Consider the following 12441-nt stretch of genomic DNA (forward strand, 5'->3'; position numbering starts at 1 on the left):
CCAGACCGTGGCCAGGGGCGCTGCCCCTGGACCCCGCCGGGGAGTTACGAACTCCCCGGACCCCGCGTTGAGTGCCTCCGGCGGGGGCGGGATGGCTGACGGTAGTCATTGAGGACCGCGTTGTCCGACCCGCCCCCGCCGGAGGCACTCATGAGGTCGAGGAGCCTAAGCTCCTCGCGGGGGCTCCAAGGGGGCAGAGCCCCCTTGGCCGCGGCTTGAACATCCAGGACCAACCACCCCGAGGCGAAACTCCGGCACCCGACCGCGATCAGTCCGTCAGCAGGCGCACGGGGACTGACTTGGCGGCGGGGGTCTTGCTTTCCTCGGCGTGGTGCCAGACCGGCACCAGCGGGTTGCATTCGGGGTAGTAGCCGCCGACGCAGCCGCGCGGGATGCTGTAGGCGGTGACGCGGAAGCCCTTCACCTCGCGGGTGATGCCGTCATCGGCCACGGTGGACAGGCCGACCTCCTGGCCGTCGGACAGGCCGGCGGCGGCGATGTCCTCGGGGTGCATGAACAGCACCATGCGGGTGCCCTGCACGCCGCGGAAACGGTCATGGTAGCCGTAGATGGTGGTGTTGAACTGGTCGTTGGAGCGCAGCGTCACCAGGCGGAACTGGCCGGGGGCGTCGGCGAAGCCGGTGGCGCGCAGGGCCTTGGGGATGCGGAACTCCGCCTTGCCGCTGCCGGTCTTCCAGACGCGTTGGCGGGCGGGCACGGGGCGGTGGAAGCCGCCGGGCACGGCCATGCGCGCGTTGTAGCCGCGGAAATCCTCGGGATAGGTTTCCTCGATGCTGTCGCGGATGCGGCTGTAGTTGGCCACCCAGCCGTCCCAGTCGACGCGCGGGTTGGGCGGCAGGGTTGCTTTGGCGAGGCCCGCGACGATGCTGGGCTCGGTCAGCAGGTCCGGGCTGGCGGGCTCCACCTTGCCGAAGGAGGCGTGGATGCAGGCGGTGCTGTCTTCCATGCTCACGGTCTGATCGCCGCTGGCCTGCGGGTCGCGCTCGATGCGGCTGGTGGTGGGCAGGAGATAGGCGACCTCGCCGGGGATGAGGTGCGTGCGGTTCAGCTTGGTGGCGATGTTCACCGTCAGCCGCAGCTTCGCCCAGGCCGGCTCCATGCGGTGGGTGTCAGGGATGGCGCGCAGGAAGTTGCCGCCCAGGGACAGGAAGGCGCGGACCTCGCCCTTCAGGATGGCCTGCGAGGCGTCCACCGTGTTGAGCCCCTTCTTGCGCGGCGGCTGGAAGCCGTACTGCGCGGCCAGGCGGTCCAGCGGCACCAACTCCGGCTTCTCGGAGATGCCGACGGTGCGCTGGCCCTGCACGTTGGAATGGCCGCGCACCGGGCACATGCCGGCGCCCGGCTTGCCGATGTTGCCACGCAGCAGCATCAGGGCGACCAGCATGTGCAGGTTGGTTTCGCCACCCACGTGCTGCGTCAGCCCCATGCCGTAAACCGCGATCACCGCCCGCGCGCCGGCGTAGAGGCGGGCCGCGTCTTCCAGCGCCGTGCGGGACAGGCCGGATTCGCGCTCGATCTCCTCCCAGGTGGTGGCGCGGGCGGTGGCGGCGAACTCCTCGAATCCCGTGGTGTGTTCGGCGATGAAGGCGTGGTCGAGGACGGGGGCGCCGCCTTCGGCGCGGGCGCGGTCATCAGCCTCGATCAGCCATTTGCACAGGCCCATGATGGCGGCGATGTCGCCGCCGGCCTTGACCTGGTGGTACTGCTCGCTGATGCGGGTTTCCGCGCCGGTGGCCATCTCCACCGGGTCCTGCGGGTTGGTGAAGCGTTCCCAGCCGCGCTCGCGCAGGGGGTTGAAGGACACCACCCGCGCGCCGCGGCGCACCGCTTCCTGCAGCTGGTGCAGCATGCGCGGGCTGTTCACGCCGACATTCTGCCCGAAGGAGAAGATGCAGTCGGTCTTGTCGAAATCCGCCAGCGTCACGGTGCCGACGGGCGAGCCGATCACCTCCTTCAGCGCCACCGAGGTCGTCTCGTGGCACATGTTGGAACTGTCGGGCAGGTTGTTGGTGCCGTAGAGCCGCGCCAGCAGCGCGTACATGTACGACGTCTCGTTGGACGCGCGGCCGGAGGTGTAGAACACCACCGAGTCCGGATCGAGCGCCTTGAGTTCCCGCCCGATGGCGGCGAAGGCCTCGGCCCAGGACACCGGCACGTAGCGGTCGGTGGCGCGGTCGTAGCGCAGCGGATGCGTCAGGCGGCCGTGCTGTTCCAGGTCGTGATCGCGCCAGCTCCGCAGTTCCGTCAGCGTGTGCCGCGCGAAGAACTCCACCGGTGTGCGCAGGCTGGTCAGGTCCCAGGCGGTGGCCTTGGCGCCGTTCTCGCAGAACTCGAAGGGGTGCGGCTGCGCCGGCTTGGCCCAGGCGCAGGACACGCACATGAAGCCGTCGGCCTTGTTCTGGCGCACCAGTTCGCGCGCCGTGGCCGGGCGCACCTTCTCGCGCAGCAGGATCTCGCCGAGCGATTTGGCGGAGCCCCAGCCCCCGGCGGGGCCTTCGTAGGGCTCGATCTTCACGTCGCCGTCCATGCCGTCCTGTCCCCCGGGCCGCAACGCGGCCGAACCCCGTTGCGGCAAGCTACGATGGGAAAGCCGCCGCGCCAGGGCCGGGCGGGCAGGCCGGCACCGCTGCCGCGCGATCGTGATCCGATGGCCCGCGCCGCGGCATCGTCCGGCTGGGTAACGCCGCGGCCCGGGGGCCGTTGCCGGCCGGGCGCAGTGGGGGTGGGGCGGAGCGGCGGGGCCGGGGGATGGTCCGGTGCTTGCGGGCGTCGTCGCCTGCGGTGCTTGTTCGGCGGGGCGCAGCCTCGGCGCGGTGGTTCGCCTTACTTCCTTACTCTCTTACTTCCTTACCGCAGGCCGGCTCAGCGAGGCCGTTTTCAGAAAATAATCCTAAAACAACAGGTGGTTGGCGGTCAAGCCCGGCGACGGATGTGTCACATTCCGCGATTTCTGACACTTCCGGTGGAATCTGCCACCGCTCGGCGCTCAGCTGTCCAGCAGCCAGACCGAGAAGAGCCGGTCCGGGTCCGTCCAGCTCGCGCCGGCACGCCAGCCGGCAGCCTCGGCCAGGGCGCGCAGGCGTTCGGGGCGGTACTTGTGGCTGTTCTCCGTGTGGATGCTCTCGCCCTCCGCGAATTGGAAGGCGCGGCCGGCCAGCTGCACCGTTTGGGCGCGGCGGGACACGAGGTGCATCTCGATCCGCTCCAGGTCAGGGTTCCACGCGGCGCGGTGGGTGAAGCCGCCGAGGTCGAAATCGGCGCCGGCCTCGCGGTTCAGCCGGGTCAGCAGGTTCAGGTTGAAGGCGGCGGTGACGCCGGCTGCGTCGTCGTAGGCGGCCTGCAGCACGGGGACGCTCTTCACCAAGTCGGCGCCCAGCAGCATGCGGGCGCCGGGGCGCAGGGTGGCGCGGGCGCGGCGCAGGAAGGATACGGCCTCCTCCGCCTCGAAATTGCCGATGGTGGAGCCGGGAAAGAAGCCCAGGTGCACCCGGCTGCCCGCCGCCCGGTCGGCGAGGTCGAAGGGCTGGCTGAAATCGGCCACCACCGGCTGGACGCGCAGCGCGGGCAGGGCTTCGGCCACCCGCGCCGCGGCGGTGTCCAGCCATTCCGGGGCGATGTCCACCGGCAGATAGGCGGCCGGCGCGTCCAGCAGCCGCAGCAGCTGCACCGCCTTGGCGCCGTCGCCGGGGCCGAATTCCACCACCGCCGCGCCGGGGCCGACGGCGCGGGCGATGTCGGGGCCGGATTCTGTCAGGATCCGTACCTCGGTGCGGGTCGGGTAGTATTCCGGCAGGCGGGTGATGGCCTCGAACAGCCGGGCGCCCTCGGCGTCGTAGAGCCACTTGGAGGGCAGCGTCTTGCGCGGGGCGGAAAGGCCGGCCAGCGCGTCGGCGAGAAGGGCGGCGCGCTGCGCCGCGGCCGGGTCGGGCGCCTGCCCTTCCGGCGCTGCCGGGTCGGGGGAGAGCGCGACGTTCACGCCGCATCCTCCGCCAGGCGCAACCCGCTGAACTGCCAGCGCGCCCCGGGCGGGAAGAAGTTGCGGTAGCTCGGCCGCGTGTGGCCCGGCGGCGTGGCCTGCGAGCCGCCGCGCAGCACCATCTGGCCGATCATGAACTTGCCGTTGTACTCGCCCACCGCGCCGGCCCAGGGCTGGAAGCCCGGGTAAGGGCGGTAGCTGCTGCCGGTCCATTGCCAGGCCACGCCCTCGGCGTCGCGGAAGCCGGGCAGGGCGCTGGCGGCTTCCCATTCCGCTTCGGTGGGCAGGCGCTTGTCGGACCAGCGGGCGAAGGCGTCCGCCTCGTACCAGGAAACGTGGCGGACGGCGGCGGCGGGGTCCACGGGGTGCAGCCCGGCGGGGCCGAACTGCATCCAGGCGCCATCGCGCTGTTCCCAGTACATCGGCGCGTCCCAGCCCTCGGCCTGGCAGGCGGCCCAGCCCTCGCTCATCCACAGCAGCGGCTCGCGGTAGCCGCCCGCTTCCATGAAGCCCAGCCACTCGCCGTTGGTGACGGGCGCGCTGGCGATGCGATAGGGGGCCAGGAAGCTGCGGTGGCGCGGGCCCTCGTTGTCGAAGAAGAAGCCCCGGCCGTCATGGCCGATTTCCACCACGCCCTGCAGCCCATCCAGCATGCGGGCCGGCCCCGCGGCGGGCGGTTCCTGCCAGCCGGGATCGTAGGCCGGGCGCAGCGGGTTGCGGCTGAGGGCATGCAGGATGTCGGTCAGCAGCAGTTCCTGGTGCTGCTGCTCGTGTTGCAAGCCCAGCTCCACCAGCTCCACCAGCTCCGCCGCTTCCGGCGGCGGATCGCGCAGCAGCGTCGCCATCGCGGCGTCCACGGCGGCGCGGTATTCCCCGACCTCGGCGCAGGAGGGGCGGGTGATCAGGCCGCGGCTGTGCCGGGCGTGCCGCGGCCCGGCGGCCTCGTAGTAGGAGTTGAACAGGAAGGCGTAGTCCTCCCGCACCGGCCGGTAGCCGGGTAGGTAGGGCTTGAGCAGGAAGGTTTCGAAGAACCAGGCGGTGTGGGCGCGGTGCCACTTGGTCGGGCTGGCGTCCGGCATGGACTGCACGACCTGGTCTTCCGGCGACAGCGGCGCCGCCAGCGCTTCCGTCCGGGCACGCACGGCCTGGAAGCGGGCCAGGAGCTCCGCCGCAGGCCGGGCCGCCGCGGCTGGATGGATCATGTTCATGCGCTGGCCCCACACCCGTTCCCGCCGCCTGATCTGGGACGTGACTGACGCGAAAGCGAGGTCTGCCAGCCGTGATCGCCGGGACGGTGCCGGGTTGCCGGGTTCAGGTGGGGGCGGTTGGTCCTGGATGTTCAAGCCGCGGCCAAGGGGGCTCTGCCCCCTTGGAGCCCCCGCGAGGAGCTTAGGCTCCTCGACCACATGAGTGCCTCCGGCGGGGGCGGGTTGGCCGCCGTCGCCCATCATAACCGCCGTCAGCCATCCCGCCCCCGCCGGAGGCACTCAACGCGGGGTCCGGGGAGTTCGTAACTCCCCGGCTCGGGACAAAGGCTTCGCCTTTGCCCTGGGGTCCAGGGGCAGCGCCCCTGGCCACGGCTCAGGCCACCCAGACCCAACCACCCCACCCCGGACCGGCAACCTCACGCCGGCCGGCAGGCGCTGTCAGGCCGCGGCTTCCTGGGCCACGACCAGGGCGGTCAGGTTGGCGATGCCGCGGGCGGTGACGGAGGGCACCAGGACGTGCACGGGCTTGCGCATGCCCAGCAGCATGGGGCCGACCTGCAGGCCGTCGGCGGCGGCCTTGACCAGGTTGTAGGCGATGTTGGCGGCGTCGAGGTTGGGAAACACCAGCAGGTTGGCGTTGCCGGTCAGACGGCCGTCCTGCACCGCGCGCTCGCGGATGGCGGGGATCAGGGCGGCGTCGGCGTGCATCTCGCCGTCCACCTCCAGCCCGGGGTCGCGCGCCTGGATCAGCTTCAGGGCGTCACGCATCTTCTTGGCGGAGGGTGCCTGCGAGGCGCCGAAGGAGGAGTGCGAGAGCAGCGCGGCGCGCGGCTGGCGGCCGAAGGCGCGGACCTGGGCGGCGGCGAGGAGGGTCATCTCCGCCACCTGCTCGGCGGTGGGGTCCACCAGCAGGTGGGTGTCCACGAAGAACAGCACGCCGGCCTGGGTGATCACGCCGGTCAGGGCGTAGGCGCGGCCGACATCGGCGCGCTTGCCGACGATGTCGTTGACCTGGTGCCAGTGTCGCATCCATTCGCCGGTGCCGCCGACGATGGCCGCGTCCACCTGCCCGTCCTCCAACAGCAGGGTGGCGGCGACGGTGGTGCGGGTGCGGACGTTGAGCGCCGCGGCGTCGGGCGGGATGCCACGGCGGCCGACGCGGCGGGCGTAGAGGTCGGTGAGGGGGCCGAACACGGCGGTGTCGGCCTCGGGGTCCAGGATGGTGACGCTTTCTTGCAGGTCCATGCGCAGTCCCATGGCGCGCACCTTGGACTGGATCACCTCGCGCCGGCCGATCAGCACGGGTTCGGCGATGCCCTCGTCCAGCACGGTCTGCGCGGCGCGCAGGGTGCGCTCGTCCTCGCCGTCGCCGTAGGCGACGCGGCGGGGAGCCTTGCGCGCGGCCTCGAAGACCGGGCGCATCAGGTCGCCGGAGCGGAACACGAAGCGTTCCAGCGAATGGCGGTAGGCGGCGATGTCGGCGATGGGGCGGGTGGCGACGCCGGATTCCATGGCGGCGCGGGCCACGGCGGGGGCGACTTCCAGGATCAGCCGGGGGTCGAAGGGCTTGGGGATGATGTAGTCGGGGCCGAAGACCGGTGCCTGACCGCCATAGGCCGCGGCCACGACCTCGGAAGCTTCCACGCGGGCGAGGCGGGCGATGGCCTCCACCGCCGCGACCTTCATCTCCTCATTGATGGTGGTGGCGCCGGCATCCAGGGCGCCGCGGAAGATGAAAGGAAAGCAGAGGACGTTGTTGACCTGGTTGGGGTAGTCCGACCGGCCGGTGGCCACGATGGCATCGGGGCGGGTGGCGCGCACCGCCTCGGGCAGGATCTCCGGCTCGGGGTTGGCCAGCGCCAGGATCAGCGGCTTCGGCGCCAGGCTGGCCAGCCATTCCGACTTCAGCACGCGCGGGGCGGACAGGCCCAGGAACACGTCGGCGCCGGCCAGCACGTCGGGCAGGCGGCGGGCATCGGTCTGTCGGGCGTAACGGGACTTGTAGGGGTCCATCAGCACCGGGCGGCCCTCGTAGACCACGCCCTCGATGTCGCAGACGGTGATGTTCTCGCGCTTGGCGCCCATCGCCACCAGCAGGTCCAGGCAGGCCAGGGCGGCGGCGCCGGCGCCGGAGGTGACGATGCGGGCCTCGGCGATGTCCTTGCCCTGCAGCAGCAGCCCGTTGCGCACGGCGGCCGAGACGATGATGGCGGTGCCGTGCTGGTCGTCGTGGAACACTGGGATCTTCATGCGCGCCCGCAGGCGGCGCTCGATCTCGAAGCACTCGGGGGCCTTGATGTCCTCCAGGTTGATGGCGCCGAAGGATGGTTCCAGCACCGCCACCGCGTCCACGAACTTGTCGGGGTCGCGCTCGTCCACCTCGATGTCCACCGAGTCCAGCCCGGCGAACTTCTTGAACAGGACGGCCTTGCCTTCCATCACCGGCTTGGAGGCGAGGGCACCGATCGCGCCCAGCCCCAGCACGGCGGTGCCGTTGGTGATCACCGCCACCATGTTGCCGCGGGAGGTATAGTCCCAGGCGGTGGTGGGATCGGCCGCGATCTCCTCGCAGGCCGCGGCGACGCCGGGGGAATAGGCCAGCGCCAGGTCGCGCTGGGTGGCCATGCGCTTGGTGGGCTCGATGCTCAGCTTTCCCGGGCGGGGAAAGCGGTGATAGTCCAGCGCGGCCTTGCGGAAATCCTCGTCCATCACAACCCCTTCGCGCACCGCCGCCGCAGCGGCGATGGGCCAGAACCAGACCCCACCGAAAGTGACGGCTGGGCGCCCGCGAGGGAAGGCCCCATTCGCCGATGGCGCGGCGGCCGTGCCTGGGGCGCGGGGCAGCCGGCGGAGATGGAACAACGCTGGGCGGAAGCACGGCGAGGGCTTCGCGGCGGCAGCGGGCCGTGCGGGACCGGATTGCGGGGGCTGCGCAGCGCCGCTTGCCGGGACAGGCCGGGATGACGAAGTGAGGCATCCGGCACACGAGGGCGGCGGCAGGCCCGGCAGGGGCGCCGTCGGCCGGGCCGGGAAGCACAGGAACCGAACTGAGGAAATGGTGCGGTCGAGAAGATTCGAACTTCCACGGGGTTGCCCCCACCAGCACCTCAAGCTGGCGCGTCTACCATTCCGCCACGACCGCGAAGCGGACGCGAACCCCCGATCAGGCCGAGAGTCGCACCGCGGCGGGGCCTATAGCCGATGAGCGCGACGGCAGCAACGCCCCGTCCCGCCCTGGCGGCGACATCCGGCGCGGTGGCAACGCCCGGCACCGCGCCAGCGGGGACATCCGCCGTCGCACCCGCGGCAAGGCCCGGCGCAGTGAGCGGGCCGGAATGGATCGTGGCGGAAGGCCGTACCCCCTATCCGGATGCGCTGGCCGCCATGGAAGCGCGGGCGGCGGGCATCCGCGCCGGCACGGCAGGGGAGGCGGTCTGGCTGGTGGAGCACCCGCCCACCTACACCGCCGGCACCTCCGCCACGCCCGAGGGGCTGGTGGAGGCCCGCTTTCCGGTGTTCCAGGCCGGGCGCGGCGGGCAATGGACCTATCACGGCCCCGGGCAGCGCACGGCCTACGTGATGCTGGACCTGCAGCGGCCGCACGGCACGGTGGCGGCGCGCGACATCCGCGCCTACGTGCATGGTCTGGAGGAATGGGTGATCCGCGCCCTGGACCGCTTCAACGTGCGGGCCGAGCGGCGCGACGGGCGGGTCGGGCTCTGGGTCGTGGACCGTCCCAGCGGGCGGGAGAACAAGATCGGCGCCATCGGCGTGCGGGTGACCCGCTGGGTGTCCTGGCACGGGGTCGCGATCAACGTGGACCCGGACCTGTCGCATTTCGGCGGCATCGTACCCTGCGGCATCAGCGCGCACGGTGTCACCAGCCTGCACGCGCTGGGCGTCCTCGCCACGCTGGAGGAGGTGGATGCCGCGCTGATGGCCGCCTGGGGCGAGGTGTTCGGGGATGCGCGGGTCGGCTGAGGCCGGGGAGCTTGGTGAAAGCAGCAGGCCGGGGGGAGGTATCCCCCCGGACCCCCTTCTATTTTCGGGAGTTTGGGGGTGCGCCGCTGGCCACCCGCGCTCTTAACTCCTGAAAGAAGGAGGGGGTCCGGGGGAGTTCACTCCCCCGGCCTTTCCCTCTCAACAGGCGGCCAAGCCGGATTCAGCGCGCCGCGGGGGCCTGCGCCATGGCGGCGGGCGGCGGCGCCATGGACACGCCGGCCGAGGCGGTGCTGCCATCCGCCGTGGGCGCCCAGACCCGGTTCGGATCGGTCACCGGCACGCCGGCCGAGGCGACGCCGGCCTCGTAGCTGCGCACATCCGGCGTGGACGCCGCGGCGGCGGGGCGCGGCGCCCGGGGCGGGGTCACCGGCACGCCGGCCGAGGCCACGCCGGGCTCGTAGCGCCGCACATCGGGGGTGGACTGGGCCTTCGCGGCCAGCGGCACCGTCGCGACCAGGGCCGCGCCGAGAAACAGGGGAAGGAAGCGGGTCTGGGTCATCGTGGGAACTCCAGGATGATCAAGGAACACCGCACGCCGGAATGACGTGTCCGGTGGGTGCGCCGCGGGCCCTTCGGCCAACGATCGCCCACGGGGCAGGATGCCGCCGGGTCGTTGCGGCGGAACCGCAGCGAAGCCAGCCAGCATATGGGCAAAACGGCCGGGATGTTCCGGTTAAGTCACGGCCATGTTAGGCCGCGCCCGGCCCGCCAAGGGCTTACGGGCCGCCGAAGCGCCGGGGCAGGCGGCCGCCGCGAACGGGTTCATGATCCGTTCGCGGAAAACATGGCCGGGCTGTCATGTCGGTACCGGCGCGCGGTGTTGCGCGCGCCGGCAGGGGTGTCAGCGGGAGCCGCTGTCGCGGAAGTCGCCGTTGCGCCAGCCGCGGTCCTTGGCACCGGCGGCCTCGCCGCGGGGGGCGTGGTTGCTGTCCTCGCGCCGGGGGGCATTGCCGCCATCCCGGCGCGGGGCGCCACCGCCGCCATTGCCGCGTGACCGATCGCCGCCACCGCCGCCGAAGCGGCGCTCGCCGCCGCGCGGGGCGCCGTGGCCGCCGCGGGGGTTCTGGCCCTGGCGCTGGCCGCCGCGGGGTGCCGGGCGCGGCGCGGGGCCGGTGGGCACCTCGCCTTCGGCGGGGACGGCCTGGCGGGTCAGGCGCTCCACCGCGCGCAGCAGCGGCACGTCCTCGGGGGACACCAGCGCCACCGCTTCGCCGGAGGCGCCGGCGCGGGCGGTGCGGCCGATGCGGTGGACGTAGGTCTCGCTCACCTCGGGCAGGTCGTACTGGATGACGTGCGTCACCCCGGTCACGTCGATGCCGCGGGCGGCGATGTCGGTGGCCACCAGGATCGGCGCGGTGCCGCGCTTGAAGGCTTCCAGGGCGCGCTCGCGCTGGCCCTGGCTCTTGTTGCCGTGGATGGCGTTGGAGGCCAGCCCGTCCAGTTCCAGCTGCTTCACGATGCGGTCGGCGCCGTGCTTGGTGCGGGAGAACACCAGGGCGCGGCCGACGCCTTCGCCGCGCAGCAGCTCGGCCAGCACGCGGCGCTTGTCGTCGCGGCCGACATGGATGGCGCGCTGGTTCACCCGCTCGGCGGTGGTGGCGACGGGGGTCACCTCCACCTTCACGGGCTCGCGCAGCAGGTCCTTGGCCAGCGACGCGATGGCTTCCGGCATGGTGGCCGAGAAGAACATCGTGTGCCGCTGCTTCGGCAGCATCGCGGAGATGCGGCGGATCGCCGGCCAGAAGCCGCGGTCCAGCATCTGGTCGGCCTCATCCAGGATGAAGGCTTCCAGCCCGTCCAGGCGGCAATGGCGGGTGCCGATATGGTCCAGCAGGCGGCCGGGGGTGGCCACGATGATGTCCACGCCCTGGGCCAGGGCCCGCTTCTGCGGGTTCTCCGGCACGCCGCCGAAGATCAGCGCGGTGCGCAGGCCCATGTGGCGGCCATAGGCGCGGACGCTGTCGTGGATCTGCGAGGCCAGTTCGCGCGTGGGCGACAGGATCAGGGCGCGGCAGCCGGTGGGCTGGGCGCGGCGCTTGTCGGCGGCCAGGCGGTGCAGCAGCGGCAGGGTGAAGGCCGCGGTCTTGCCGGTGCCGGTCTGGGCGATGCCCAGCACGTCGCGGCCTTCCAGCGCGGCCGGAATGGCCTGGGCCTGGATCGGGGTCGGGGTCGTGTAGCCCTCTTCCTCCAGCGCGCGCAGGAGGGGCGCGGCGAGGCCGAGAGAGGTAAAGTCGGTCATGTGGTTCATACGGTCCGGGAAGCGGCCCGGAACGATCCGGGAAGCGCGCTTCGAGCGGGCCGCGAACGACGCGAGCGGCGGCCCTGTTTTGCGACGATCTCGTCCCCCGCGAGGTTGTGCCGCCCGTTGCTCGGGGGGCCACCTGCACGCGTCCGGGGACGTCCACCGGCGCGAATCGCCGGCCCGCCCAACATGGCTTGCCGCGGTGCAGCATGCAAGCGCGGCGCCCGCGTTCCTGGCCCGTGCGGCGCGGGGGGCTGCTTCCGGGCATTCCGGGCGGGGTGGAGAAAAGCATTTTCGGTGGACGAATCGGTCACAGTTCCGCGCGGCGCCTCGCACCCCCTCGACGGGCGTTTCGCGGTGGGGGAGATGCAGGACGGCTCGGGAGTACGGAAATCGGTGTTCGACGTGCTGGTGCTGGACGACGACGACTTGGTGCGGGCGACGCTGGTATCGATTCTGGAAGCGGAGTCCTGGACGGTGCGTGAGGCGAGCGAGGCGAACGAGGCCATCGCCCTCATGTCCGTGCCGGATTGTTGCCGGGTGCTGGTCACCGACCTGGACCTGGGCACCACCCTGACCGGCTTCGACGTGGTGCAGCACGCCCGCCAGCGCCTGCCCGAACTCCCCGTGCTCTACGTCACCGGCCGCCCCTGGCTACTGTCCGGCAAGGTGCTGGACGAACACGAGCGCGCCCTGGCCAAGCCCTTCCGCTCCGACCAGTTCGTCGCCGCCGTCCGCTCCCTGTCCGGCGGCGCCCTGGGCTGAACGCGATAGCCGGTGCATCGCGAGGTGCTCGGGCCGGTGGGGGCGGTGGGTCTTTGGTGTTCCGGCCGTGGCCAAGGGGGCTCTGCCCCCTTGGAGCCCCCGCGAGGAGCTTAGGGTGTGTGACTGAAGTGAGAGGAGCGCTGGTTGAGGAGGGTGGCGGCGAGATGGGCGAAGCCCAACCAGCTGGAGCGTGTTTTGTCGCGCCGCAGGGCGAGGCGGGCGAAGTC

Annotated in this window: 8 protein-coding genes and 1 tRNA gene; 2 read left to right on the forward strand and 7 right to left on the reverse strand. The window is 72.0% G+C overall.

What is annotated here, in order from left to right; all coding sequences use genetic code 11:
- Positions 1–268: 268 nt before the first annotated feature.
- The 5 genes from ACLIBK_RS05565 to ACLIBK_RS05585 form a co-directional block, all read right to left on the reverse strand.
- The gene (locus ACLIBK_RS05565) at positions 269–2548 is read right to left on the reverse strand and encodes an FdhF/YdeP family oxidoreductase (protein ID WP_415386237.1); all 2280 of its coding nucleotides are present in this window, start codon (positions 2546–2548) and stop codon (positions 269–271) included.
- Positions 2549–3007: 459 nt separating this feature from the next.
- On the reverse strand, positions 3008–3997 hold the full coding sequence (gene egtD / locus ACLIBK_RS05570; RefSeq protein WP_415386238.1) for an L-histidine N(alpha)-methyltransferase: 990 nt from the start codon (positions 3995–3997) through the stop codon (positions 3008–3010).
- Positions 3994–5199: an ergothioneine biosynthesis protein EgtB gene (gene egtB, locus ACLIBK_RS05575; protein ID WP_415386239.1), complete on the reverse strand. Its 1206-nt coding sequence runs from the start codon at positions 5197–5199 to the stop codon at positions 3994–3996. The genes egtD and egtB overlap by 4 nt, the downstream gene beginning before the upstream one ends.
- Before the next feature lie 444 nt (positions 5200–5643).
- Positions 5644–7914, reverse strand: coding sequence for an NADP-dependent malic enzyme (locus ACLIBK_RS05580; protein ID WP_415386240.1), 2271 nt, complete (start codon positions 7912–7914; stop codon positions 5644–5646).
- A 347-nt stretch (positions 7915–8261) separates the two neighbouring features.
- Positions 8262–8347, reverse strand: a tRNA-Leu gene (locus ACLIBK_RS05585).
- 179 nt (positions 8348–8526) lie between these two features.
- Here ACLIBK_RS05585 and lipB point away from each other — a divergent pair.
- Positions 8527–9186, forward strand: a complete 660-nt coding sequence (lipB, locus tag ACLIBK_RS05590; protein WP_415386241.1) for a lipoyl(octanoyl) transferase LipB — start codon at positions 8527–8529, stop codon at positions 9184–9186.
- 181 nt (positions 9187–9367) lie between these two features.
- On the opposite strand, the gene ACLIBK_RS05595 is transcribed toward lipB, so the two are convergent.
- Positions 9368–9706 carry a hypothetical protein gene (locus ACLIBK_RS05595; protein ID WP_415386242.1) on the reverse strand — a complete coding sequence of 113 codons (339 nt, stop codon included), beginning with the start codon at positions 9704–9706 and terminating at the stop codon, positions 9368–9370.
- A 342-nt stretch (positions 9707–10048) separates the two neighbouring features.
- The gene (locus tag ACLIBK_RS05600; protein ID WP_415386243.1) at positions 10049–11446 is read right to left on the reverse strand and encodes a DEAD/DEAH box helicase; all 1398 of its coding nucleotides are present in this window, start codon (positions 11444–11446) and stop codon (positions 10049–10051) included.
- A 300-nt stretch (positions 11447–11746) separates the two neighbouring features.
- On the opposite strand from ACLIBK_RS05600, the gene ACLIBK_RS05605 reads away from it, so the two are divergent.
- Entirely contained in the window at positions 11747–12214 is a 468-nt protein-coding gene (locus tag ACLIBK_RS05605) for a response regulator (RefSeq protein ID WP_415386244.1), read from the forward strand.
- The last annotated feature ends 227 nt before the right edge of the window (positions 12215–12441 follow it).

The sequence above is a fragment of the Roseomonas sp. BN140053 genome (assembly GCF_047690175.1).
In the GTDB taxonomy this organism is placed as follows: Bacteria; Pseudomonadota; Alphaproteobacteria; order Acetobacterales; family Acetobacteraceae; genus Roseomonas.

Coding starts and splice junctions, on each gene's coding strand:
- ACLIBK_RS05565 (WP_415386237.1), bottom strand. CDS start 2,548: ATGGACGGCGACGTGAAGATCGAGCCCTACGAAGGCCCCGCCGGGGGC.
- egtB (WP_415386239.1), bottom strand. CDS start 5,199: ATGATCCATCCAGCCGCGGCGGCCCGGCCTGCGGCGGAGCTCCTGGCC.
- ACLIBK_RS05580 (WP_415386240.1), bottom strand. CDS start 7,914: ATGGACGAGGATTTCCGCAAGGCCGCGCTGGACTATCACCGCTTTCCC.
- ACLIBK_RS05595 (WP_415386242.1), bottom strand. CDS start 9,706: ATGACCCAGACCCGCTTCCTTCCCCTGTTTCTCGGCGCGGCCCTGGTC.
- ACLIBK_RS05600 (WP_415386243.1), bottom strand. CDS start 11,446: ATGACCGACTTTACCTCTCTCGGCCTCGCCGCGCCCCTCCTGCGCGCG.